Source organism: Streptomyces sp. NPDC059443 (assembly GCF_042750105.1).
GTDB lineage: Bacteria > Actinomycetota > Actinomycetes > Streptomycetales > Streptomycetaceae > Streptomyces.
In genome coordinates this window covers 60,036-83,417 of record NZ_JBHYVM010000035.1, presented here as the reverse complement: position 1 = coordinate 83,417, position 23,382 = coordinate 60,036, and the positions used below count along the sequence as shown (strand labels likewise).

The following is a 23,382-nucleotide window of genomic DNA, read 5'->3' as shown; positions in this document are numbered from 1 at the left end:
TCTCTCTCGCACTCCTTTCTGAACACCCCCCCCCCCCCCACAGCGCGCCGCCCCACCCCCCGGCCGGCCGGCGCGGCGTCACCGGGCCGCCGCCGGGCCCGCGGCATGTCTGCGGCGATGGTGCCGGGGGTGAGGGCGCCGGGATGAGGGCGCCGACGTGAGGGCGCCCGGGTGGGTGTGTGCCGGGCGTGAGCGGCGTACGCGCCTACACGACCCCCAATGGGCACTTGGGCAACATCGAGTGCGCCGCTCACGCTGAGGTGTGTCCAGCACCGCCGCGACAGAGGGGTTTCCGCATGCCTGGGACCGGCACGTTGCGCGAGGACTTCGGCGCGTCCGTGGTCGTCGCGCTCGTCGCACTGCCGCTCTGCGTCGGGGTGGCGGTCGCCTCGGGGGTACCGGCCGAGCTGGGGATCCTCACCGGGGTGGTGGGCGGGCTCGTCACCGGGTGGTTCCGTGGGAGTTCGCTCCAGGTGAGCGGACCGGCCGCGGGGCTCACCGTGCTCGTCTACGAGGCCGTGCGGACGTACGGGATGCCCGCGCTCGGCGTACTGGTCCTCGCCGCCGGCCTGGTGCAGCTGTGCATGGGCGTACTGCGGCTCGGGCGGTGGTTCCGGGCGATCTCCGTGGCCGTCGTGCACGGGATGCTCGCCGGGATCGGGCTCGTGCTGATCGCCGGTCAGCTGTACGCCCTGGCGGGCGCGCAGGCCCCTGCGAGGACCCTGGAGAAACTGGCGGGGGCGGTATCGCTCGCCGGGCGGGCCGACTGGACCGCCGTGGCGCTCGGGGCCGGGACCATCGCCGTCCTGGTGGCCTGGCGCCGGATGCCCGACCGGCTGCGGCTGGTGCCGGGGGCGCTCGTCGGGGTGGCGGCCGCGACCGGCGCGGCCGTGGTGCTGCGGCTGCCCGTGGAACGGGTCCGGGTGACGGGGGTCCTCCAGGCCGTATCGCCGCCCGCATGGGGGGACTTCGGGGTGCTCGCCTCCGCGGGAGCCGTGGGGACGGTGATCGCCCTCGCGCTGATCGCCTCCGCGGAGACGCTCTTCAGCGCGGCCGCCGTGGACCGCATGCACGACGGGGCCCGGACCGACTACGACCGCGAACTGGTCGCCCAGGGCGTCGGGAACACCCTCTGCGGACTGCTCGGAGCGCTGCCGATGACCGCCGTCATCGTGCGCAGCGCCGCCAACGTCGAGGCCGGCGCCCGCACTCGGGCCTCCCGGGTGCTGCACGGCGGCTGGCTCCTGCTGTTCGCCGTGGCGGTGCCCGGACTGCTGGAGTCCGTACCGCTCGCCGCGCTGGCCGGGGTGCTGCTGCACGCCGGCTGGAAGCTGCTGCCGGCCCGGCAGGTGGCCGCCCTGTGGCGGACGCACCGGGGCGAGGCGGTCGTCCTGGTGGCGACGGCCTCGGCGGTCGTGGCCACGAACCTCTTCGAGGGGGTCCTCGCCGGGCTGGGTCTCGCCATCGCCAAGGCGGCCTGGGAGACCTCCCACGTGCACCTCGAAAAGGTGTGGGAGGGCGAGGAACTGTGCGTGCGGATCCTGGGCAACGCCAGCTTCCTGCGACTGCCCAAGCTCCTCGACGAACTGGACGCACTGGACGCACTGCCGCACGGCAGCACCGTGCGCCTCGACCTGAGCGGGCTGCGCCACCTCGACCACGCCTGCCTGACCGCGCTCGACGGCTGGGAGCGGGCCCGCACGCCACTCCCCGGCCGGGAAGGCGTCATCTAGCCCCGCTACCCTCCGGCCGTGAACACCGAACTGAAGCGCACCCTGGGAGTCTTCGACGCGGTCGTCGTCGGGCTCGGCGCGATGATCGGGGCCGGTATCTTCGCCGCGCTCGCCCCGGCGGCGCGCGCGGCCGGCGGAGCGCTCCTGGTGGCGCTCGCGCTGGCCGCCCTGGTGGCCTACTGCAACGCGCACTCCTCGGCGCGGCTGGCCGCCCGCTACCCCTCCTCGGGCGGCACCTACGTGTACGGGCGCGAGCGGCTCGGGCCCTTCTGGGGGTATCTGGCGGGCTGGGGCTTCGTCGTCGGCAAGACCGCCTCCTGCGCGGCGATGGCCCTCACGGTCGGGGCCTACGTGTGGCCCGGCCAGCAGCGGGCGGTGGCCGTGGCGGCGGTGGTGGCACTGACCGCCGCGGGCTACGGCGGGGTGCAGAAGTCGGCCCGGATCGCCCGGGTGATCGTGGCGGCGGTACTGGCCGTGCTGGCCGGGGTCGTGACGGTCTGCCTGTCCTCGGGCGCGGCCGACGCGGCCCGGCTCGGCGGCGGGGGCTGGAGCGGCGGGGACCTCGGCGGCCTGGGCCTGCTCCAGGGCGCCGGACTGCTGTTCTTCGCCTTCGCGGGCTACGCCCGGATCACCACCCTGGGCGAGGAGGTGCGCGATCCGGAGCGCACGATCCCGCGGGCGGTGCCCCTCGCCCTGGGTATCGCCCTGCTCGTGTACGCCGCGGTCACGGTGGCGGCGCTGTCGGTGCTCGGCGCCGACGGTCTGGCGCGGTCGGCGGCTCCGCTGGCCGACGCGGTGCGGGCGGCCGGGTGGCCCGGACTGACTCCCGTCGTCCGGGCGGGCGCGGCCCTGGCGGCGCTGGGCTCGCTGCTGGCCCTCGTGCTCGGGGTGTCGCGGACCGGCCTGGCGATGGCCCGGGACGGCCATCTCCCCCGTGTGCTGGCCGCCGTACATCCCCGGCATCAGGTGCCGCACCACGCCGAGCTGGCGGTGGGCGCGGTGGTGGCGGTGCTCGCGGCCACCACCGATCTGCGGGGCGCGATCGGCTTCTCCTCCTTCGGCGTGCTGGCCTACTACGCGATCGCGAACGCTTCCGCGTGGACTCTCGATTCAGGTGTCAAGGACCGGGCCGTGGCAGCCGCCGGGCTGTCCGGCTGTGTGGTGCTGGCCTGCGCGCTGCCCGCCGCGTCGGCGCTCGCGGGGGCCGTGGTGCTGGCGCTGGGCGCGATGGCCTACGGGGTGCGCGGGCGGCTCACACCCGGGACCTGAACTCCGCCCAGGGGGTCAGCTCCAGGTCCCACTCCTCCCCCGCGCCCGACTCCTCGCTGAACCAGGCGGTGCCGTCGAGCCAGCCGCGCAGCCAGTCCGCGAGGCCGGGTGAGTCGAGGTACCAGGCGAGGTCCGGATCCCCCGGATTCGGTTCGAACAGCAGGACTTGGGCGGATTCCGACCGGCAGTCCACGCAGGCCTGCATGGCGCAGCCGAAGTCGGCTATCGGCAGCACGCCCTCGGGCCAGCGCCAGGCCGACGCCCGCATGGCGGTGTACTCGGGGCCGAAGCCGCCGTCCGCGACGCGGGTGTAGAGGGCGCCGAGGAGCGGCGGCAGGGCGAAGCCCAGTACGGCCTCGGCCCGGCGGACGGCCTCGGCGTCCAGGGGTGCCGGAAGGGGCGCGGTCAGGGTCCCCGTGGCCGCGTACCGCCCCGGGTGGGAGCTGTGCGCACGTCCGGCGACTTGCTTCAGCAACTGCTCGGTCTCATCCATGCACACACAGTGACACCCCCCACTGACAATCACCCTGACCTGGCCTTTCAACGCCAGGCCTTCAGCCGCCGTCCCGCTCGGCGGGGGTCTCGTGCGCCGAGTCGTAGCCGACGAAGAAGGTGGGGCGGCGCTGCACGGCCGTGTAGATGCGGCCGATGTACTCGCCGAGCAGACCGACGCAGATCAGCTGCACGCCCCCGAGGAACAGCATCATGATGAACAGCGAGGTCCAGCCGGGAACGGTCTTGCCGCACAGGTAGATCGCCAGGGTGGCGCCCGCCATCAGCAGGCAGCCGAAGAAGCTGGCCACGCCCAGCCAGGTCGCCAGGCGCAGCGGCGCGGCGGAGAAGTTGATGACGCTGTCCACGCCGAGCCTGACCATCTTGCTCAGCGGGTACTTGGTCTCGCCCGCCACCCGCTCCTCGCGCTGGTAGGCGACCTGGCCGCTGGGGAAGCCGAGCCACGGCACCAGCAGGCGGTACACCTGGTGCTGGTCGGGCATGGACTTGACGGCTTCCACCGCCGCGCGGCTCAGCAGCCGGAAGTCGCCCGCCTGGGCGGGTACCTGTTTGCCGACCAGGCGGCGCACCAGCCAGTAGTACGCGCCGGCCGAGCGCCGCTTGAAGCCGGTGTCGGTGCTCCGGTCGTCGCGGACCCCGTAGACGATGTCGAGGTGGTCCCGGCGGGCCAGTCCGAGCATCTCCGGGATCTTCTCCGGCGGGTCCTGGAGGTCCGCGTCGATGCTGGCCACGTAGGCCCCGACCGCGCTGTGCAGGCCCGCGGTGAGGGCGGCCTGGTGGCCGGAGTTCCCGCGCAGCCGCACGATGCGCAGCTCGGGCCACTTCTCCTGGAACTCGGTGAGGAGCTCCGCCGTGCGGTCCTTGCTGCCGTCGTCGACGGCGACGACCTCGTAGCCGATGTCCATGCCGTCGAGTGCCGGGCGCAGCCTCGCCACGAGGGCGGGCAGCGCGTCCTCCTCGTTGTACATCGGCACGACGACCGAGAGGGTCGTGACCGACGGGATCGTGGAGGGCTCAGTCGACATCGGTTCTTCCTGCCCGTTGTGCGTGCCGCTCGTCCGCGTCATCGTCCGCAACCCGGAACTTTAATACGAGTGGCTGAAGCGGATCCGGGCTCAGCGCGAGGCGAACGGCGCGTCCGTCGGCACGATCTCGCGGCCCAGCGGGAGCAGGGACAGTGGGACCATCTTGAAGTTCGCGATGCCGAACGGGATTCCGATGATCGTGATGCACAGCGCGATGCCGGTCACGATGTGTCCGAGCGCCAGCCACCAGCCGGCCAGGACCAGCCACAGGACGTTTCCGATGCAGGACGCCGTACCCGCGTCACGCCGCTCGACGGTCGTGTACCCGAAGGGCCACAGGGCGTAGACCGCGATCCGGAAGGCGGCGATGCCGAAGGGGATGCCGATGATCGTGATGCAGAGGATCACGCCGGCCAGGCAGTAGCCGAGGAACAGCCAGACGCCGCTGAGGACGAGCCAGATGAGGTTGAGGATGGTCTTCACTGACTGCGGCCTGCCATCTGTTCGAGCCGGGCGATGCGCTCGGCCATCGGGGGGTGTGTGGAAAACATTTTGGACAGTCCCTCACCTGGGCGGAAGGGGTTGGCGATCATCATGTGGCTCGCCGTCTCCAGCCGGGGCTCGGCCGGCAGAGGGAGCTGCTTGGTGCCGGCGTCCAGTTTGCGCAGGGCGCTGGCGAGGGCGAGCGGGTCTCCGGTGAGCTGGGCCCCGGAGGCGTCCGCCTCGTACTCGCGCGAGCGGCTGATGGCCAGCTGGATCACGGACGCGGCCAGCGGTCCCAGGATCATGATCAGCAGCATGCCGAAGAGTCCGGGGCCCTCGTCGTCGTTGGAGCGGCCGATGGGGATCAGCCAGGCGAAGTTGACCAGGAACATGATCACGGAGGCGAGGGCGCCCGCGACCGAGGAGATGAGGATGTCCCGGTTGTAGACGTGGCTCAGCTCGTGGCCGATGACCCCGCGCAGTTCGCGTTCGTCGAGGATCCGCAGGATCCCCTCGGTGCAGCAGACCGCGGCGTTGCGCGGGTTGCGGCCGGTGGCGAAGGCGTTGGGGGCCTCGGTCGGCGAGATGTAGAGCCGGGGCATGGGCTGGCGCGCGGACGTCGAGAGCTCGCGCACCATGCGGTAGAGCTCGGGGGCCTCGAACTCGCTGACGGGGCGGGCGCGCATCGCGCGTAGAGCCAGCTTGTCGCTGTTCCAGTACGCGTACGCGTTGGTCCCGAGGGCGACGAGGACGGCGATGATCAGGCCGCCCCGGCCGAAGAAGCTTCCGATGACGATGATGAGTGCGGACAGACCGCCGAGGAGTACGGCGGTCTTCAGCCCGTTGTGCCGGCGGTGCACGGTACGCCCTCCAAGTGGTGCGGCAGGGGGGACCCGGCGGATGTGTCTGAGGGCCCACGGTCCAGTGGACCCTCCCTTCCTGGTCAACGCCAGGTGAGCGCGGCAGGTTCCCCGCGCGCCACGGCCCCGGTGGAGCGGGGGGCGGGGCCGTGGCGGGCTCGGCGGGTGTTGGGCCGAACGGGTGGCGGGCGTACGCGGGCTACAGCGGGAAGAGGCTGCCCGTGGCGAAGCGCAGGACCAGTTGGGGGGCGCCCGAGAGGACCAGGGCGGTGGCCGCGGTGAGCACGATGGCGGCGGTGACCGGCCACGGCGTCCCCGTACGGGGCTTCGCGCCCTCCGGTGCGGCGGCCCCCTCCTGTTCGGCGGCCCCCTCCGGGGTGCGGAAGAGCAGGGCCGTCCAGCGCAGGTAGTAGTACAGCGCGACGACCACGTTGACGGCCATGACCACGGCGAGCCAGCCCAGCCCCGCGTCGACGGCCGACCGGAAGACGGTGACCTTCGCGAACAGCCCGATGATGCCCGGCGGCAGACCGGCGAGGCAGAGCAGGAAGAAGGCCAGCGCGAGGGCGGCGAGCGGGCGCTCGGCGTACAGGCCCCGGTAGTCGGCGAGCCGGTGCAGCGGCTTCGTACGGGCCACCAGGGCGGCCACGGCGAAGGCCCCGAGGTTCACGGCGGCGTACATGAGGGCGTAGGCGACGGTGGAGCCGATCTGGTCGCGGCCGGCGTACGCGGCGGCCGCGATCGGGACCAGCAGGTAGCCGGCTTGGCCCACCGAGGACCAGGCGAGCAGCCGTACGGCGCCGTTCGGGCGGTCGGCGGACTGGCGCAGCGCGGCGGCGTTGCCCAGGGTCATGGTGAGCGCGGCGAGGACGGCGAGGCCGGGTCCCCAGACGTCGGAGTAAGCGGGGAACGCGATCACCGTGACGAGGATGAGGCCGGTGAAGCCGACGGCCTTGCCGATGACCGAGAGGTATCCGGCGACGGGCAGCGGGGCGCCGACGTAGGTGTCCGGTACCCAGAAGTGGAAGGGGACGGCGGCGGTCTTGAAGGCGAAGCCCACGAGGGTGAGCGCGACGCCGGCCATGGCGAGGGTGTCGAGCTGCCCGGGGACGTGTTCGAGCCCGTCGGCGACCCGGTCGAGGTGCAGGGAGCCGGTGGCGGCGTAGACGAAGCTGACGCCCATCAGCGACACGGCGGTGGCGGTGACGGAGGACAGGAAGAACTTGAGGGCGGCCTCGGAGGACAGCCGGTCGCCGCGGCGCATGCCGACGAGGGCGAAGGCGGGCAGCGAGGCGACTTCGAGGGCCACGATCAGGGTGGCGAGGTCGCGGGAGGCGGGCAGCAGGGCCGCGCCGGCGGCGGAGGAGAGCAGCAGGAACCAGTACTCGCCGGCCGGCATGCGGGCCTCGCGGACGGTGGTGACCGACAGCAGGGCGGTGACCAGGGCGCCGCCCAGGACGAGGAACTGGACGACCAGCGCGAAGTGGTCGGCGGCGTAGCTGCACGCGCCGGGGTCGTCCGTGCCGGGTCCGGTGAGGCAGAAGGTCGTACGGTCGCCCGCGCGCAGCGGCAGCAGGCTGGCGGTCGCGGCGGCCAGTCCGGCCACGGAGATCCAGCCGAGCAGCGGCTTGCGGCGCTCGGGTACGAAGAGGTCGGCAACCAGGACGATCAGGCCGACGGCCGCGGTGACGACCACGGGCGCGATGGCGAGCCAGTCGACGGACTGGACCAGGCCGGGGGCGTCGGCCGCGGTGGCGGCGGCGCTGGTGATGGGGCGAAGGACCGTCATGAGTTTCCTCCCGCGAGGAGCTTCTGGACGGCCGGGTCGGTGAGGCCGAGGAGGACCGCGGGCCACAGGCCGGCGAGGACGGTGAGGGCGACGAGCGGGGTCCAGGCGGCGAACTCGTAGCGCTGGATGTCCGCGAGGGCCGCCGGGGCGGTGCCTTCGGCGCGGACGGCCTTCGGGTCGCCCATGCACACCCGCCGTACGACGATCAGAAGATATGCGGCGGTGAGCAGGGTGCCGAACCCGCCGACGGCCATGTACGTCAGGAACGCGGGCCGCGACAGCCCCTCGGCGGGGTCGAACGCGCCGAACAGGGCCAGCATCTCGCCCCAGAACCCGGCCAGGCCGGGCAGGCCGAGGGAGGCCACGGCGGCGAAGGCGAGGAACGCGCCGAAGCGGGGGGCGCGGCCGTAGAGGGCGGCGCCGGTGGCTCCGGCGAGGGTGTCGAGGTCGGCGGTGCCGTAGCGGTCCTTCAGGGCGCCGACCAAGAAGAAGAGGAGGCCGGTGATCAGGCCGTGGGCGATGTTCGCGAACAGCGCGCCGTTGACTCCGGTCGGGGTCATGGAGGCGATGCCGAGCAGCACGAAGCCCATGTGGCCGACGGAGGAGTAGGCGATGAGGCGCTTGAGGTCGCCCTTGTTGCCCTTGCGGGCGAGCGCCAGGCAGGCCAGGGACCCGTAGACGATGCCCACGGCGGCGAAGGCGCCCAGATAGGGGGCGAAGGTGGCCATGCCGTCGGGGGTGACCGGCAGCAGGATCCGGACGAACCCGTACGTGCCCATCTTCAGGAGGACGCCCGCGAGGAGGACGGACCCGACGGTGGGGGCGGCGGTGTGGGCGTCCGGCAGCCAGCTGTGCAGCGGCCACATCGGGGTCTTCACGGCGAGGCCGATTCCGATGGCCAGGACGGCCAGGATCTGGGTGGTGTGGGTCAGTCCGCGGCCGTTGTCAGAGGCGAGTGCCACCATGTCGAAAGTGCCGCTGTTCAGTCCGATCAGCAGCAGACCGAGCAGCATGACGACGGAGCCGAGGAGGGTGTAGAGGATGAACTTCCAGGCCGCGGCCTGACGCCCGGCCCCGCCCCAGCGGGCGATGAGGAAGTACATCGGGATGAGGACCATCTCGAAGGCGAGGAAGAACAGCAGCAGGTCGAGGACGGCGAAGGTCGCGAGGGTGCCGGACTCCAGGACCAGGAGCAGGGCGACGAAGCCCTTCGCGGAGGGGCCCGCGGGGAGCTTGAAGTAGCTGTAGAGCGCGCACAGGAAGAACAGCAGCGCGGTCATCAGGAGGAGGGGGAGCGAGATGCCGTCGATGCCGAGGTGGATCCGGACGTTCAGCGCCTGGATCCAGCTGATGTCGGTCGTCGCCTGGAAGCGGGACGGGGCGTCGTGGTCGAAGCCGGCGGCGAGGGCGATCGCCGCGGCGAGGATGACTCCGGTCACGGTCACGGCATGGCGGAGCACGGCCTGTTCGGGGCTCTTGCCCTTGAGGCCGGGCGGGGCGGGCAGCAGGGCCGCGACGGCGCCGAGGAGCGGTGCGGCCACGATGAACGCCAGAAGGAACTGCATCACGGACGGGCTGATATCAATCACGGCTGACTCACGGCTCACGATCCGGCGTTGACGTTGGCGAGGACGGCGGTGGCGATCGCCAGGACCACGGCACCGGCGAGCAGGGCGCTCAGGTAGCTCTGCACGTTGCCGGTCTGGGCCCGGCGCACGAGGCCGCCGAGCAGCCGGGGGCCGATGCCCGCACCGCGGACGTAGCTGTCCACCACCTCGCGGTCGAGGAAGCGTACGAGGCTTGCGGCGGCTCGGACGGGGCGCACGAACAGCCGGTCGTAGACGGCGTCGAGGTGGAAGCCGTTGGCCGCGTGGCGGTGCAGGGGGCCGAGCAGGGCGCGGCCGGGGTCGGCGGCGGGGGCGGCCGACACGACGGGGTGGTCGTGGGTGACCTGGCCGACTTCGGGGCTCTCGGCGGCGGATTCGGCGGCGGCGGCGGACGCGGGTACCGCGGCTCCGTTGCGGATCCCGGCGGCGGCCCTCGCCTCGGCGCGCTGCCACAGGGCGTAGGTGAGCATCACGCCGATGGCGGCGGCGCCCGTGCCGAGGACCGAGGTGGTCACGGACGGGGTGAGTTCCTTGCCGTCGAACCAGTCGGCGAGGGGGCGGGCGGCCAGGCCGAAGCCGATGGACGGGATCGCCAGCAGCCACAGCACGCCGGTCATGGCGACGGGCTCCTTGCCGTGGTCGGGGGCGGCCGCGCCCCGGCCGCGGAAGGCCATCAGCCACAGCCGGGTGGCGTAGGCGGCGGTGAGCAGGGCGGTCAGCACGCCGGCGACGAGGACCACCCAGCCGGCCGCGCTCGGTGCGAGCTCCGAGTGGCCGCCGGCGGCGTGCTCGGCGGCGACGAGGACGGCTTCCTTGGAGAAGAAGCCGGCGAAGGGCGGGATGGCGGCGAGCGCGAGCAGCGCGATCGTCATCGTCCAGAAGGCGTCGGGGATGCGCTTGGCCAGGCCGTCCATACGGGACATGGCGGCGAGGGAGTTCGTACCGGCGGCGTGGATGATCACGCCGGCCCCGAGGAACAGGAGCGCCTTGAAGGCGCCGTGGGACAGGAGGTGGAAGACGGCGGCCGAGCGGTCGCCGACGGCCAGGGCCCCGGTCATGTAGCCGAGCTGGCCGATCGTGGAGTAGGCGAGCACCCGCTTGATGTCGTCCTGCGCGAGGGCGGCGAGGGCCGAGCCGATCATCGTCACGGCCGCCATGACGGCCATGACCACCAGCGCGGCCCGGGAGGCCGCGAAGACGGGGAGGAGACGGGCGATGAAGTAGATGCCGGCCGCCACCATCGTCGCGGCGTGGATGAGCGCGGAGACCGGGGTGGGGCCCGCCATGGCGTCCGGGAGCCAGGTGTGCAGCGGGAACTGCGCGGACTTGCCCGCGACTCCGGCCAGCAGCAGCAGCGCGATCAGCGTCGGGTGGTCGAGCCCGCCCGCGGCCACGGTGCCCAGGATCTTCGTGATCCGGAAGGAACCGGCGTCGGCGGCGAGCGCGAACAGGCCGATGAGGAAGGGGACGTCGCCGAGCTTGGTGACGAGGAAGGCCTTCAGGGAGGCGGAGCGGGCCGCCTCGGTCTCCCAGTAGTGCCCGACCAGGAAGTACGAGCAGATGCCCATGATCTCCCAGCCGACCAGCAGCACCATCAGGTCGCCGGAGTAGACGACGAGCAGCATGGCGGAGGTGAACAGTGAGACCAGAGCGGCGTAGGACGGGTAGCGCGGGTCCTCGCGCAGGTAGGCCATCGAGTAGATCTGTACGCAGGTGGCGACAGCACCGACCAGGACGGCCACCAGCACGGCGAAGCCGTCGAGGTGCAGCGAGAGCTCGATCGGCACCGAGCCGGTCGGGGTCAGCTCGGTCGCCGTGTCGATCGCCTTGCCGCCGCCGTGGCGGAAGGCCACGAGGACGGCCAGGACGGCGGCGCCCAGCGTCGGCAGGACGGCGAGCGGCCTGACGAAGCCGGGGGCGGTGCGGCCGAACAGCAGTCCCGCGAGCGCGCCCAGGAAGGGCAGCAGGGGGACGAGCACGGCAAGGGTCGGGGTGCTCACGCGGCGGCTCCCGTCGCACGGCTGTTCGCGCTGTCCGGTTCGTGGCCCTCGGCGGTGTCGCGCAGTTTGTCGACGTCCGCGGTGCCCCGGTTGCGGTACACCATCAGCACGATCGCGAGACCGATGCCGATCTCGGCGGCGGCGATGGCGATGGTGAAGAGGGTGAGGGCCTGGCCGGCGTGCAGGGTGTCGCGCAGCCAGACGTCGAAGGCCACCAGGTTGAGGTTGACGGCGTTGAGCATCAGCTCGACGGACATCAGGACCAGGATGGCGTTGCGGCGGGCGAGCACTCCGTACAGGCCCGTGGCGAAGAGGAGGGCCGCCAGTACGGCGGGGTAGGCGAGGTGCATCAGCGCTGCCCCTTCTTGTCCGTCGCGCCGGTGGCGTCCGGCTCTTCGGCGGCCACGTCGGCCGCGTCGGTCTTGCGGGAGAGCACGATGGCGCCGATCAGGGCTGCGAGGAGGAGGACGGAGAGCGCCTCGAAGGGCAGCACCCAGTGCCGGAAGAGGATCTCGCCGGTGACCTTGGTGGAGCCCTGGGCGGGGCCGTCGAGGTCGATCCAGGTGGTGCGGAAGGCGTCGACGACCACCCAGACGAGTGCGGCGGCCGCGGTGGCGGCGACGCCGAGGGCGACCGGGCGGTTGCCGGAGTCGGCGTCCGGCGAGCGGCCGATGGGCGCCTTGGTGAGCATCAGCCCGAAGAGGAGGAGGACGACCACGGAACCGAGGTAGATCAGCACCTGGACCCAGGCGATGAACTCCGCGGTCAGCAGCAGGTACTCGACGGCGACCCCGCCGAGCGCGACGACCAGCCACAGGGCGGCGTGCACGAGCTGCTTGGTGTTGACCGTGACGAGGGCCGCGCCGAGGGTGGCGAGGCCGACGAGGACGAAGGCGATCTCGACGCCGGTCGGGGAGAGGAAGCCATGGCCGGCGCCGGCGCCCTGGGCGGCGGCCGAGAGGTGGGCGGTGATCATCAGGCGGCGCCTCCCGCCGGGTTCTCGGGGGTACCGGTACTGATGCCGTTGCCGGTGCCGGGGTCGCCCGGTTCCGCGGGCGCGGCCGGATCCGGTGCGGTGGCCCCCTTGGCCGGGGCGGTGGTCGGCGCGGCCGGAGCCGGGCCGGGGGCGGACGGGGCCGGGGTGGTCGCGGCGGCGGCCTCGGCCTTCTCCACGGCCTTGCGGGCGGCGGCGATCTCCTTGGGCTCCTCGGCGGCCGGGTCCAGGGCGGGCGGGGCCGGGACGGTCCACATCCACTCGCGCAGCTTGTCGCGCTCGTGGGTGAGCTCGTGGATGTCCGTCTCGGCGTACTCGAACTCCGGCGACCAGAAGAGCGCGTCGAAGGGGCACACCTCGATGCAGATACCGCAGTACATGCAGAGGGAGAAGTCGATGGCGAAGCGGTCTAGGACGTTGCGGCTGCGCTCACGCCCGCCGGGGGCGGCGGCCGGGACCGTCTCCTTGTGGGAGTCGATGTAGATGCACCAGTCGGGGCATTCGCGCGCGCACAGCATGCAGACCGTGCAGTTCTCCTCGAACAGGCCGATGACCCCGCGCGAGCGCGGCGGGAGCTGCGGCTGCACCTCGGGGTACTGGGCGGTGTGCGAACGCTTCGTCATCGTGCGCAGCGTGACGGCCAGGCCCTTGGCGAGGCCTGATCCGGGGATGGGGGGCATTTACTGGATCGCCACCTTCACGATGCCGGTGAGCGCGATCTGGGCGAGCGCGAGCGGGATGAGTACGGTCCAGGCGAGCTTCTGCAACTGGTCCTCGCGGAGCCGGGGGTAGCTCACACGGAGCCAGATCACCACGAAGGAGAGCGCGGCGATCTTGAGCAGCGTCCAGACCCAGCCGAAGCCGTCGAGGGCGAAGGGGCCGTGCCAGCCGCCGAGGAAAAGGACCGTGGTGAGGGCGGCGAGGACCACGATGCCGGCGTACTCGGCGAGCAGGAACAGCGCGAAGCGCAGGCCGGTGTACTCGGTGTACGCGCCGAAGATGATCTCGGAGTCCGCGACGGGCATGTCGAAGGGGGGCCGCTGGAGTTCGGCGAGGCCGGCGGTGAAGAAGACGAGCCCGCCGATGATCTGCCAGGGCAGCCACCACCACTCGAAGGCCTCGACGATCCCGGGCAGGGAGACCGTGCCGGCGGCCATGGCGACCGAGGCGGCGGCGAGCAGCATGGGGAGCTCGTAGGCGAGCAGCTGCGCGGCGGTACGGAGGCCTCCGAGGAGGGAGAACTTGTTCGCGGAGGCCCAGCCGGCCATGAGCGAGCCGAGCACTCCGACGCCCATGACGGCGAGCGCGAAGAAGAGCCCGGCGTCGATGACCTGGCCGACGGCGCCCTCGCCGGGGCCGATCGGGATGGCGAGGAGGACGAGCAGGTACGGGAGGAGGGCGACGGCGGGGGCCAGCTGGAAGACGCGTCGGTCGGCGTTGGCCGGGACGATGTCCTCCTTCTGCGCGAACTTCACCCCGTCGGCGACGAGCTGCGCCCAGCCGTGGAACCCACCGGCGTACATGGGGCCGAGGCGGCCCTGCATGTGGGCCATGACCTTGTGCTCGGTCTGCCCGACGACGAGCGGGAGCACCAGGAACACGGCGAAGACGATGAGCAGCCGAAGGCCGACGTCGAGGACGTCGTTCACGCGGTGCCTCCGGTGGGTTCTGTGGGTTCTGTGGGTTCTGTGGGTTCTGTGGCCGGTTTGCCGTCGGTCTCGGCCGGGCCGACGGGGTCGGCGGGTTCGGCCGGGGTGGCCGGTTCGGCCGGAGCGGCGGGCGGCTCGTCGAAGGCGGGCTTCGGGTCGTGCCAGGGCGCGTCCGTGCTCCGGGCACCGGGCCGCGCGGGCGGTTCCGGTGCGGAACCGGCGGCGTCGGCCGCCTGGCTCGCCGAGCCGTCGGAAGCGGAGCGGGTACGCCGGGGCGGGCGCGCGGCGGCGGCCGCCGGGCCGGAGCCCGGCTCCGCCGGAGCCGCAGCCGGGCCCGGAGCAGCAGCCGGATCCGGAGCGGCAGCGGCCGCCTGGCTCGCCGAGCCTTCGGCCACCGAGCGGGAGCGGCGCACCGGGGCGCCCTCGCGCGGGGCGCGGACCGGGCGGTCACCGGCGGCACCGGCGCCGGCCGCGCCCGCCGCTCGCGGCGTGCGGGCGGGACGGGCGGGGGCCGGCGGGAGCTGGCCCTTCATCGGGCCCCAGTCGTTGGGGTCCGGTACGCCCGGCGGGAGCATCTGGCGGCGCTTCGGAGCGTCCGGGTCATGGGCCTCGCCCGGCTCCTTGGCGCCGGGCCAGGCCTTGGCCACGCGCGCCGCGAGGACGAAGTCCTTGCGCAGCGGGTGGCCTTCGAAGTTCTCCGGAAGGAGGAGCGGGACCAGGTTCGGGTGGTCGGTGAAGACGACCCCGAACATCTCGAAGGTCTCGCGCTCGTGCCACTCCGCACCGGCGTAGATCGAAACGGCCGAGGGCAGGGAGGGCGCCGAGTGGGGGACGGTGGTCCGCAGCAGGAGGCGGCGTACGCGGTGGTTCTCCAGGGAGACCACGTGCGCGCAGATGCGGAAGCCCGTGCCCGGCTCGTCCACGGCGCTCAGCCAGTCGAAGTACGTGCAGCCCAGCTTGTCCCGGGCGATCTCCAGCGCGGGGATCCAGCTCGCGGTGGGCACGTCGACCGTGAGGAGGGAGTACGCGAAGGAGCCCACGGCTTCCGCGCCGAAGATCGTTCCCGCCGCGTCCGGGAGGGAGTCGTAGAGGTTCACGCGCCCGTCCCCGGGGTCGGCGGAGGGGTGACCAGGCCGCTGGTGAGCTGCGCGGGCGTCGGCGCGGCGGTGGTCGCGTAGCGCTCCGCCAGCGACTCGCGGGCGATCTTCTCCTGGAGCTTGAGGATGCCCTGGAGCAGCGCTTCGGGGCGGGGCGGGCAGCCGGGGACGTAGACGTCGACGGGGATGATCTGGTCGACGCCCTTGGTCACCGAGTACGAGTCCCAGTACGGTCCGCCGCAGTTGGAGCAGGCGCCGAAGGAGATGACGTACTTCGGCTCGGGCATCTGCTCGTAGAGCCGCTTGACGGCCGGGGCCATCTTGTCCGTCACCGTGCCCGAGACGATCATGAGGTCCGCCTGGCGCGGGCCGGGCGCGAAGGGGATGACGCCGAGCCGGATGAAGTCGTGGCGGGCCATCGACGCGGCGATGAACTCGATCGCGCAGCAGGCGAGGCCGAAGTTGAAGACCCACAGGCTGTAGCGGCGGCCCCAGTTGAGGACCACCTTCATCGGCTCGGGAGCGAGCCGGGAGAGGACGCCCAGCTTCTTCGTCTCCGGGAGCGCGGTCGGCATCGGGAGTAGCTGCGGCTCCGGTGTCACGGCCGCCGGCCCCTCCGGTGTCACAGCCATTCGAGGACGCCCTTCTTGTACGCGTAGAGCAGGCCGACGGCCAGGAAGCCGAGGAAGACGAACATCTCCACCAGCGTCGTAGCGCCGTATCCGGCGGCGGCGAAGACCGTCGCCCACGGGAAGAGGAAGATCGAGTCGACGGCGAAGATGACGTAGAGGAACGCGTAGACGTAGTAGCGGACCTGGGTGTGCGCCCAGCCCTCGCCCACCGGGTCCACACCGCATTCGTACGTCAGCAGCTTCTCGCGGGTCGGGACGTGGGGGCGCAGCAGGCGGCCGGCGCCGAACGCCACCGCCACGAACAGCACACCGAGCGCGGCCAGGAGGCCGACGACCGAATACGTCCGGAAGTAGTCCGCGGCGAGCACGGATACGCTCGATACCGTCGGTTCGGGCACGTCCGTTCCTCGTTCCTCGGCGACTGTCGACGATCAGGTTGATCTGGTACGGACGGGAGTCTAGGGCCTGGTCCCCACAGGGTGGGGTTATCCCCCGTTTACCTCGGCCCGGCTGCCCCATGGCACGGGCGGCTCCCACTTGGCAGTCTGTGGCGCATGACCGCCTTCGATCACATCTCCGACGACACCCCGCTCCCTCCCGTGCGCGCAGCCTTCGATGCCGTGACGTGGAAGGAAATCGGGTACCTGCTGAGCAATTTCCCCATGGCCCTCATCGGGTTTGTTTACACGGTTGTCATGGTGTCCGTGGCGGGCGGTCTGTCGGTGACCGCGATCGGGCTTCCGCTGTTCGCCTGTGGTCTGTTCGCGTCTCGCCAGCTGGGACGGGTGGAACGGGTACGGGCCCGCGCGCTCCTGGGCGTACGGGTGGACGAGCCGACGCCGATGCCCGGACCGGGGCGCTCCGGCGGATTCTTCCCCTGGCTGTGGGCGAGTCTGAAGGACCCGGTGGCGTGGCGGACCGTGCTGTTCGAGCTGGTGCGGCTGCCGTGGGCGGTGCTCACCTTCACGGTAACGCTGACCGGGCTCTTCGTGCTGTGGCCGGTGCTGCCGTGGGTGGCGCGGCTGCTCGCGAACGTGGACCGGGCGATGGTACGGGGCCTGCTGTCGCCGTCCGACGAACTGGAGCGGCGGATCGCGGAGCTGGAGTCCGACCGGGGGGTGGTGGTGGACACCGCCGCCGCGGATCTGCGCCGCATCGAGCGGGATCTCCACGACGGGGCGCAGGCGCGGCTGGTGGCGCTGGCGATGGGGCTGGGCCTGGCGAAGGAGAAGCTGCTGGAGGACCCCGAGGGGGCGGCGGCGATGGTCGACGAGGCGCACGGCGAGGTGAAGCTGGCGCTCCAGGAGCTCCGCGACCTGGCGCGGGGCATCCACCCGGCGGTGCTCACCGACCGGGGTCTGGACGCGGCGCTGTCCTCGGTGGCCTCGCGGTGCCTGGTTCCCGTGAAGGTGTCCGTGGACCTGCCGGCGCGGCCGGCGGAGGCGATCGAGGGGATCGCGTACTTCGTGGTGTCGGAGCTGCTGCAGAACGTGAGCAAGCACGCGGGGCCGCAGGCGCGGGGGGCGTCGGTGGAGGTGTGGCGCTCGGACCAGCGGCTGCTGATCCGGGTGTCGGACGACGGGCGTGGCGGAGCCAGTGCCCTGGCCGGGTCGGGACTGGCGGGGCTCGGGGAGCGGCTGGGGGCGGTGGACGGGGTGCTGGTGGTGGACTCCCCGGAGGGGGCGGGGACGGTGGTTTCGGCGGAGCTGCCGTGGCGGGGGCGGGGCGCGTAGCGGCTGCCGGCGCGGGGCCGTTTCCGACTGCGGCGCCGTGGCCGCGCCTCAAACGCCGGCGGGGCTGGTTTTGGGGCCCCGCCGTGGCCTCGTGCGGGCCCGAACAAAGCTGGATCTGGCGCCCCGCCGTGGCCCCGTGCGGGCCCGAGCAAGGCTCGATTTGGCGCCGCGCCGCGGCCTCGTGCGGGCCCGAGCACAGCTGGATCTAACGCCCCGCCGTGGTCCCGTGCCCCGCCGTGGATAGGGGGGTTAACCCCCGTCCCCGGAGGCCTACCTGCCGGATGGTTCGTGGGTGGGGGGCGCGGGAGGGTTGGGGGACAAGGCGGAATGGAAGGGCGGGTCGGGAACATGGGCAGCAGCGCACACAGCGGCAGCGGTATCGGCAGGGTGCTGCGGGCGCCCGTCGAGGGACGGATGTGGCGGGAGTTCGGGTATCTGCTGGTCGGGCTGCCGCTCAGCACACTGTACTTCTCGCTCGCGATCACCGGCGTCAGCCTCGGCGCCGGGCTGCTCGTCACCTTCCTCGGGGTCCCGGTCCTGGCCGGCGTGCTCGCCATGTGCCGCGGGTTCGGCCGGCTGGAGCGGGCCCGGGTGCGCGGGATGCTGGGCCAGGACATCGCCGAGCCCGCGCCGATCCGGGCGAAGAAGGGCGGGGCGGTGGCCGCCATGGGTGCGCTGCTCAAGAGCGGGAGCGCCTGGCGGCACGTGCTGTACTCGCTGATCCACTTCCCGTGGGCGGTGTTCGGCTTCTGCGTCGCCCTCGTCTTCTGGGCCTACGGGTGGGCCATGCTGCTCTATCCGCTCTGGTTCTGGGTGTTCCCCGCCTTCACGGACCAGCCCGGACTGCAGCTGGTCCAGAACGGCGACAGCTACTCCTTCTACCTGGATTCGCCCGCACTGATCGCGGCGACGTCCGTCGTGGGGCTCGGGTTCACGCTCGCCACCCCCTGGGTGGTCCGCGCCCTGACCACCGTCGACCGGGTGCTCGTCGCCGGGCTGCTCGGCCCGTCCCGGCTCGCGCACCGCGTCACCGAGCTGGAGTCCGACCGGGGTGTGGTCGTGGACACCGCCGCCGCCGATCTGCGGCGCATCGAGCGGGACCTGCACGACGGAGCGCAGGCCCGGCTGGTGGCGCTGGCCATGGACCTGGGGCTGGCGAAGGAGAAGCTGGCCGAGGACCCGCGGGCCGCCGCCCTGATGGTGGACGAGGCTCACGGCGAGGTGAAGATCGCCCTCCAGGAGCTGCGGGACCTGGCCCGCGGGATCCACCCGGCCGTGCTGACCGATCGGGGGCTGGACGCGGCGCTGTCCTCGGTGGCCTCGCGGTGCGCCGTGCCAGTACGGGTGGCCGTCGATCTGCCCGCGCGGCCCGCGGCGGCGATCGAGGGGATCGCGTACTTCACCGTCTCGGAGCTGCTCCAGAACATCAGCAAGCACGCGCAGGCCCGTACGGCCAGGGTCGACGTGTGGAAGTCGGGCGACCGGCTGCTGATCCAGGTCGCCGACGACGGCCGGGGCGGGGCGGACGCCCTGGCCGGGTCGGGGCTGGCGGGGCTGGGCGAGCGGCTCGACGCCGTGGACGGGGTGCTGGTCGTGGACTCCCCCGAGGGGACGGGGACCACCGTGACGGCCGAGCTGCCCTGGCGCGCCTGACCCTGATCTCCCTCACCTCGACCTCCTCACCCCGACCTCCTCACCCCGGCCTCCCGACCCGGGACCGACCGGGAAAACAGCCGGACTCACGGCCCCCGCCCCCGCCATTCGGCCCCCTCCGGCGGGGGCGGAAGGCCTGACTTTCGGGTCCGCTCCCCGGAGTGCTCCGTTCCGGTCCCGAAAACACCGTTCCCACGCCCACGCGTTGATCGCACTCAGCCCTGATCCCGGCACGAGACTGGGATGCTTGGCTGTGTCAGGGGAATAGGGCACGAGTGGACGCGGGAGCTTCGAAGTCGTGGAAAACAGGGTGCGTGTGGTCATCGCCGAGGATTCAGTACTGCTGCGCGAGGGCCTGACCCGGTTGCTGACCGACCGGGGGCATGACGTCGTCGCGGGCGTCGGGGACGCGGAAGCCCTGATCAAGACGGTGGCGGACCTGGCGGCGGAGGACGCCCTCCCGGACGTGGTGGTCGCGGACGTGCGGATGCCGCCGACCCACACCGACGAGGGCGTACGGGCCGCCGTGCGACTGCGGCGCGACCACCCCGGCATAGGCGTGCTCGTGCTGTCGCAGTACGTGGAGGAGCAGTACGCCACCGAACTGCTGGCCGGTTCCAGCACCGGGGTGGGGTATCTGCTCAAGGACCGGGTGGCCGACGTACGGGAATTCCTGGACGCCGTCGTGCGCGTGGCCCAGGGCGGTACCGCCCTGGACCCGGAGGTCGTGGCGCAGCTGCTCGGCCGCAGCCGCAAGCAGGACGTGCTGGCGGGGCTGACCCCGCGGGAGCGCGAGGTGCTGGGGCTGATGGCCGAGGGGCGGACGAATTCCGCCGTGGCCAAGCAGCTCGTGGTGAGCGACGGCGCGGTGGAGAAGCACGTCAGCAACATCTTCATGAAGCTCGGCCTGTCACCGAGTGACGGGGATCACCGGCGTGTGCTGGCCGTCCTCACCTACCTAAGGTCTTGATCAACTGACACCCTGTCAGTTAAGGCCGGATTCGGACCGACCGCCGAGAGGGCGGTCCAGATAATGAGCAGCCCGGGGAAGGAATCCCTACCGACGTAGGGTTGACCTTGGGCAGTGCTCACGCCTCGAAGGAGGTCCAGTTCAGTGACCAGCCAGGTCAGTAGCCCAGCCGAGCATTCCGACGGGGCCGAAAACGCGGTCGTCGGCGAGCAGCGGACACCCCCGGGCCCGAACAGCGGCGATCCGAGCAGCGGCAGCCCCGCCGGCACCGAGAGCAGCCCCGCAGGCAGCAGCCCAGCAGCCAGCAGCCACGGCGGCAGCAGCCACGGCGGCGGCAAGGAAGTACGACGCCTCGATCGGGTGATCATCCGCTTCGCGGGTGACTCGGGTGACGGCATGCAGCTCACCGGTGACCGTTTCACCTCGGAGACGGCGTCCTTCGGGAACGACCTCTCGACGCTGCCGAACTTCCCCGCCGAGATCCGGGCGCCCGCCGGCACCCTCCCGGGCGTGTCGAGCTTCCAGCTCCACTTCGCCGATCACGACATCCTGACGCCGGGCGACGCCCCGAACGTCCTGGTGGCCATGAATCCGGCGGCGCTGAAGGCGAACATCGGGGACGTGCCGCGCGGTGCCGAGCTGATCATCAATACCGATGAGTTCACCAAGCGCCCGATGGCGAAGGTCGGCTACGAGACCTCCCCGCTGGAAGACGGCTCCCTGGACGCCTACAACATCCACCCGGTGCCGCTGACCACCCTCACCGTGGAGGCGCTGAAGGATTTCGGGCTCCCCCGCAAGGAGGCCGAGCGCAGCAAGAACATGTTCGCGCTGGGCCTGCTGTCCTGGATGTACCACCGGCCCACCGAGGGCACCGAGAGCTTCCTGCGGCAGAAGTTCGCGAAGAAGCCCCAGATCGCCGAGGCGAACGTGGCCGCCTTCCGGGCCGGCTGGAACTTCGGCGAGACCACCGAGGACTTCGCGGTCTCCTACGAGGTGGCCCCGGCCACCAAGGCCTTCCCGACGGGCACCTACCGCAACATCTCCGGGAACCTGGCCCTGTCCTACGGCCTGATCGCGGCCGGCCAGCAGGCCGATCTGCCGCTCTACCTGGGCTCGTACCCGATCACCCCGGCCTCGGACATCCTGCACGAGCTGAGCAAGCACAAGAACTTCGGCGTACGGACCTTCCAGGCCGAGGACGAGATCGCCGGCATCGGCGCGGCCCTGGGCGCGGCCTTCGGCGGCGCGCTCGCCGTGACCACCACCTCCGGTCCGGGCGTGGCCCTGAAGTCCGAGACGATCGGGCTGGCGGTCTCCCTGGAGCTGCCGCTGCTGATCGTGGACATCCAGCGCGGCGGCCCGTCCACGGGGCTGCCGACCAAGACGGAGCAGGCCGACCTGCTCCAGGCGATGTACGGGCGCAACGGCGAGGCCCCGGTTCCGATCGTGGCCCCGCGCACCCCGGCGGACTGCTTCGACGCCGCGCTCGATGCGGCCCGGATCGCGCTGACCTACCGGACTCCGGTGTTCCTGCTCTCCGACGGGTACCTCGCCAACGGCTCCGAGCCGTGGCGGATCCCGGACGTGGCGGACCTGCCGGACCTGAAGGTGCAGTTCGCCGCCGGCCCGAACCACGAGCTCGCGGACGGCACCGAGGTGTTCTGGCCGTACAAGCGCGATCCGCAGACCCTGGCCCGCCCGTGGGCGGTCCCGGGCACCCCGGGGCTGGAGCACCGGATCGGCGGCATCGAGAAGCAGGACGGCACGGGCAACATCTCGTACGACCCGGCCAACCACGACTTCATGGTGCGCACCCGCCAGGCCAAGATCGACGGGATCGCGGTCCCCGACCTGGAGGTCGACGACCCGGACGGCGCGAAGACCCTGGTCATCGGCTGGGGCTCGACGTACGGGCCGATCACGGCCGCCGTACGGCGGCTGCGGCTCGCCGGGGTCCCCATCGCACAGGCCCATCTGCGCCACCTCAACCCCTTCCCGAGGAATCTCGGAGAGGTTCTGGAGCGTTACGACAAGGTAGTGGTGCCGGAGATGAACCTCGGGCAGCTCGCGACCCTTCTGAGGGCGAAGTACCTGGTCGACGCGCGGTCGTACAACCAGGTGAACGGCATGCCGTTCAAGGCCGAGCAGCTCGCCACGCATCTCAAGGAGGCCGTCAATGACTGAGCTGACCGACACCCCGACCCTGCTCTCGCTGGTGCCCAAGGCGGCCGCCAAGCAGTCGATGAAGGACTTCAAGTCGGACCAGGAGGTCCGCTGGTGTCCCGGCTGCGGTGACTACGCGGTGCTCGCCGCGGTGCAGGGCTTCATGCCCGAGCTCGGGCTGGCGAAGGAGAACATCGTCTTCGTCTCGGGCATCGGCTGCTCGTCCCGCTTCCCGTACTACATGAACACCTACGGGATGCACTCGATCCACGGCCGCGCCCCGGCCATCGCGACCGGCCTGGCCACCTCGCGCCGCGACCTGTCGGTGTGGGTGGTCACCGGTGACGGGGACGCGCTCTCCATCGGCGGGAACCACCTGATCCACGCCCTGCGGCGGAACGTCAACCTCAAGATCCTGCTGTTCAACAACCGGATCTACGGGCTGACCAAGGGGCAGTACTCCCCCACCTCCGAGATCGGCAAGATCACCAAGTCCACGCCGATGGGTTCGCTCGACGCCCCCTTCAACCCGGTCTCGCTCGCGATCGGCGCGGAGGCCTCCTTCGTGGCCCGTACGGTCGACTCCGACCGCAAGCACCTCACCGAGGTGCTGCGGGCGGCCGCCGACCACCAGGGCACCGCGCTGGTGGAGATCTACCAGAACTGCAACATCTTCAACGACGGCGCCTTCGAGGTCCTCAAGGACCGCGAGCAGGCCCAGGAGGCCGTGATCCGGCTGGAGCACGGGCAGCCGATCCGCTTCGGCGTGGACAACGCCAAGGGCGTGGTGCGCGACGTAACCACCGGGGATCTGGAGGTCGTGACCGTGACCCCGGAGAACGAGGCGCGGATCCTGGTCCACGACGCCTCCTCCGCCTCCCCGACCAACGCGTTCGCGCTGTCCCGGCTGGCCGACCCCGACACGCTGCACCAGACGCCCATCGGGGTGTTCCGCAACGTGGAGCGGCCCGTCTACGACACGCTCATGGCCGAGCAGCTGGAGACGGCCGTGGACCGCAGCGGCAAGGGCGACCTGGGTGCGCTGCTGAGCGGGAACGACACCTGGACCGTCGTCGGCTGAGCCTCGCGCGCGGACGTGGGGGGGGGCGCGGCCCCCCCCCCCCGGGCGGGGGGGGGCGGCGGGGCCGGCCCCCCCCGCCCCCCCCCACGCAAGAGAAATAAGAATTATGTACAGATGGTGGGGGTGCT

At 72.0% G+C, this 23,382-nt stretch carries 21 protein-coding genes; 7 read left to right on the top strand and 14 right to left on the bottom strand.

The features are described 5' to 3' along the window. Positions 1-296 precede the first annotated feature (296 nt). Both ACFXDJ_RS28630 and ACFXDJ_RS28625 read left to right on the top strand, forming a co-directional pair. Positions 297-1,733, top strand: coding sequence for a SulP family inorganic anion transporter (locus ACFXDJ_RS28630; RefSeq protein ID WP_384657924.1), 1,437 nt, complete (start codon positions 297-299; stop codon positions 1,731-1,733). 18 nt (positions 1,734-1,751) lie between these two features. Then, positions 1,752-3,002, top strand: coding sequence for an APC family permease (locus ACFXDJ_RS28625; RefSeq protein ID WP_384657926.1), 1,251 nt, complete (start codon positions 1,752-1,754; stop codon positions 3,000-3,002). Here ACFXDJ_RS28625 and ACFXDJ_RS28620 read toward each other — a convergent pair. From ACFXDJ_RS28620 to ACFXDJ_RS28555, 14 genes are all read right to left on the bottom strand, one after another. Further along, positions 2,986-3,495, bottom strand: a complete 510-nt coding sequence (locus ACFXDJ_RS28620; RefSeq protein WP_384657929.1) for an SMI1/KNR4 family protein — start codon at positions 3,493-3,495, stop codon at positions 2,986-2,988. The genes ACFXDJ_RS28625 and ACFXDJ_RS28620 overlap by 17 nt on opposite strands. Positions 3,496-3,556: 61 nt before the next feature. Next, the gene (locus tag ACFXDJ_RS28615; RefSeq protein ID WP_384657931.1) at positions 3,557-4,540 is read right to left on the bottom strand and encodes a glycosyltransferase family 2 protein; all 984 of its coding nucleotides are present in this window, start codon (positions 4,538-4,540) and stop codon (positions 3,557-3,559) included. 90 nt (positions 4,541-4,630) lie between these two features. After that, complete coding sequence (locus ACFXDJ_RS28610) at positions 4,631-5,023, bottom strand: YccF domain-containing protein (protein ID WP_384657934.1); 393 nt, start codon at positions 5,021-5,023, stop codon at positions 4,631-4,633. Then, complete coding sequence (gene htpX, locus ACFXDJ_RS28605; RefSeq protein ID WP_371617410.1) at positions 5,020-5,883, bottom strand: zinc metalloprotease HtpX; 864 nt, start codon at positions 5,881-5,883, stop codon at positions 5,020-5,022. Before htpX ends, ACFXDJ_RS28610 begins: the two co-directional genes overlap by 4 nt. A 199-nt stretch (positions 5,884-6,082) precedes the next feature. Beyond that, the gene (locus tag ACFXDJ_RS28600) at positions 6,083-7,672 is read right to left on the bottom strand and encodes an NADH-quinone oxidoreductase subunit N (protein ID WP_384850770.1); all 1,590 of its coding nucleotides are present in this window, start codon (positions 7,670-7,672) and stop codon (positions 6,083-6,085) included. Continuing rightward, entirely contained in the window at positions 7,669-9,237 is a 1,569-nt protein-coding gene (locus ACFXDJ_RS28595; RefSeq protein ID WP_384657952.1) for a NuoM family protein, read from the bottom strand. The genes ACFXDJ_RS28600 and ACFXDJ_RS28595 overlap by 4 nt, the downstream gene beginning before the upstream one ends. A gap of 38 nt (positions 9,238-9,275) precedes the next feature. Continuing rightward, positions 9,276-11,279: an NADH-quinone oxidoreductase subunit L gene (locus tag ACFXDJ_RS28590; protein WP_384657939.1), complete on the bottom strand. Its 2,004-nt coding sequence runs from the start codon at positions 11,277-11,279 to the stop codon at positions 9,276-9,278. Beyond that, a complete protein-coding gene (nuoK, locus tag ACFXDJ_RS28585; RefSeq protein ID WP_384657942.1) occupies positions 11,276-11,629 on the bottom strand; it encodes an NADH-quinone oxidoreductase subunit NuoK in 354 nt (117 codons plus the stop codon). Before nuoK ends, ACFXDJ_RS28590 begins: the two co-directional genes overlap by 4 nt. Continuing rightward, entirely contained in the window at positions 11,629-12,255 is a 627-nt protein-coding gene (locus tag ACFXDJ_RS28580) for an NADH-quinone oxidoreductase subunit J (protein ID WP_384657945.1), read from the bottom strand. The genes nuoK and ACFXDJ_RS28580 overlap by 1 nt, the downstream gene beginning before the upstream one ends. Continuing rightward, positions 12,255-12,953 carry a NuoI/complex I 23 kDa subunit family protein gene (locus tag ACFXDJ_RS28575; RefSeq protein WP_384657947.1) on the bottom strand — a complete coding sequence of 233 codons (699 nt, stop codon included), beginning with the start codon at positions 12,951-12,953 and terminating at the stop codon, positions 12,255-12,257. The genes ACFXDJ_RS28580 and ACFXDJ_RS28575 overlap by 1 nt, the downstream gene beginning before the upstream one ends. Then, positions 12,954-13,922: an NADH-quinone oxidoreductase subunit H gene (locus ACFXDJ_RS28570; RefSeq protein ID WP_384657950.1), complete on the bottom strand. Its 969-nt coding sequence runs from the start codon at positions 13,920-13,922 to the stop codon at positions 12,954-12,956. Next, positions 13,919-15,019 carry an NADH-quinone oxidoreductase subunit C gene (locus ACFXDJ_RS28565; protein ID WP_384850767.1) on the bottom strand — a complete coding sequence of 367 codons (1,101 nt, stop codon included), beginning with the start codon at positions 15,017-15,019 and terminating at the stop codon, positions 13,919-13,921. Before ACFXDJ_RS28565 ends, ACFXDJ_RS28570 begins: the two co-directional genes overlap by 4 nt. Further along, complete coding sequence (locus tag ACFXDJ_RS28560) at positions 15,016-15,651, bottom strand: NADH-quinone oxidoreductase subunit B (protein ID WP_384662171.1); 636 nt, start codon at positions 15,649-15,651, stop codon at positions 15,016-15,018. The genes ACFXDJ_RS28565 and ACFXDJ_RS28560 overlap by 4 nt, the downstream gene beginning before the upstream one ends. Next, positions 15,642-16,049, bottom strand: a complete 408-nt coding sequence (locus ACFXDJ_RS28555; protein WP_384662168.1) for an NADH-quinone oxidoreductase subunit A — start codon at positions 16,047-16,049, stop codon at positions 15,642-15,644. Before ACFXDJ_RS28555 ends, ACFXDJ_RS28560 begins: the two co-directional genes overlap by 10 nt. A gap of 156 nt (positions 16,050-16,205) precedes the next feature. Between ACFXDJ_RS28555 and ACFXDJ_RS28550 the strand changes: the two genes are divergently transcribed. The 5 genes from ACFXDJ_RS28550 (at position 16,206) to ACFXDJ_RS28530 (ending at position 23,254) form a co-directional block, all read left to right on the top strand. Then, a complete protein-coding gene (locus ACFXDJ_RS28550; RefSeq protein WP_384662165.1) occupies positions 16,206-17,384 on the top strand; it encodes a sensor histidine kinase in 1,179 nt (392 codons plus the stop codon). Between the two features lie 348 nt (positions 17,385-17,732). Beyond that, positions 17,733-19,037 (top strand): sensor histidine kinase, encoded by a 1,305-nt coding sequence (locus ACFXDJ_RS28545; protein ID WP_384662162.1) that lies wholly within the window; start codon positions 17,733-17,735, stop codon positions 19,035-19,037. A gap of 310 nt (positions 19,038-19,347) precedes the next feature. Continuing rightward, positions 19,348-20,007, top strand: coding sequence for a LuxR C-terminal-related transcriptional regulator (locus ACFXDJ_RS28540; protein ID WP_384662176.1), 660 nt, complete (start codon positions 19,348-19,350; stop codon positions 20,005-20,007). A 144-nt stretch (positions 20,008-20,151) separates the two neighbouring features. Continuing rightward, positions 20,152-22,194, top strand: a complete 2,043-nt coding sequence (locus ACFXDJ_RS28535) for a 2-oxoacid:acceptor oxidoreductase subunit alpha (RefSeq protein WP_384662159.1) — start codon at positions 20,152-20,154, stop codon at positions 22,192-22,194. After that, on the top strand, positions 22,187-23,254 hold the full coding sequence (locus tag ACFXDJ_RS28530) for a 2-oxoacid:ferredoxin oxidoreductase subunit beta (RefSeq protein ID WP_384662156.1): 1,068 nt from the start codon (positions 22,187-22,189) through the stop codon (positions 23,252-23,254). Before ACFXDJ_RS28535 ends, ACFXDJ_RS28530 begins: the two co-directional genes overlap by 8 nt. Positions 23,255-23,382 lie beyond the last annotated feature (128 nt).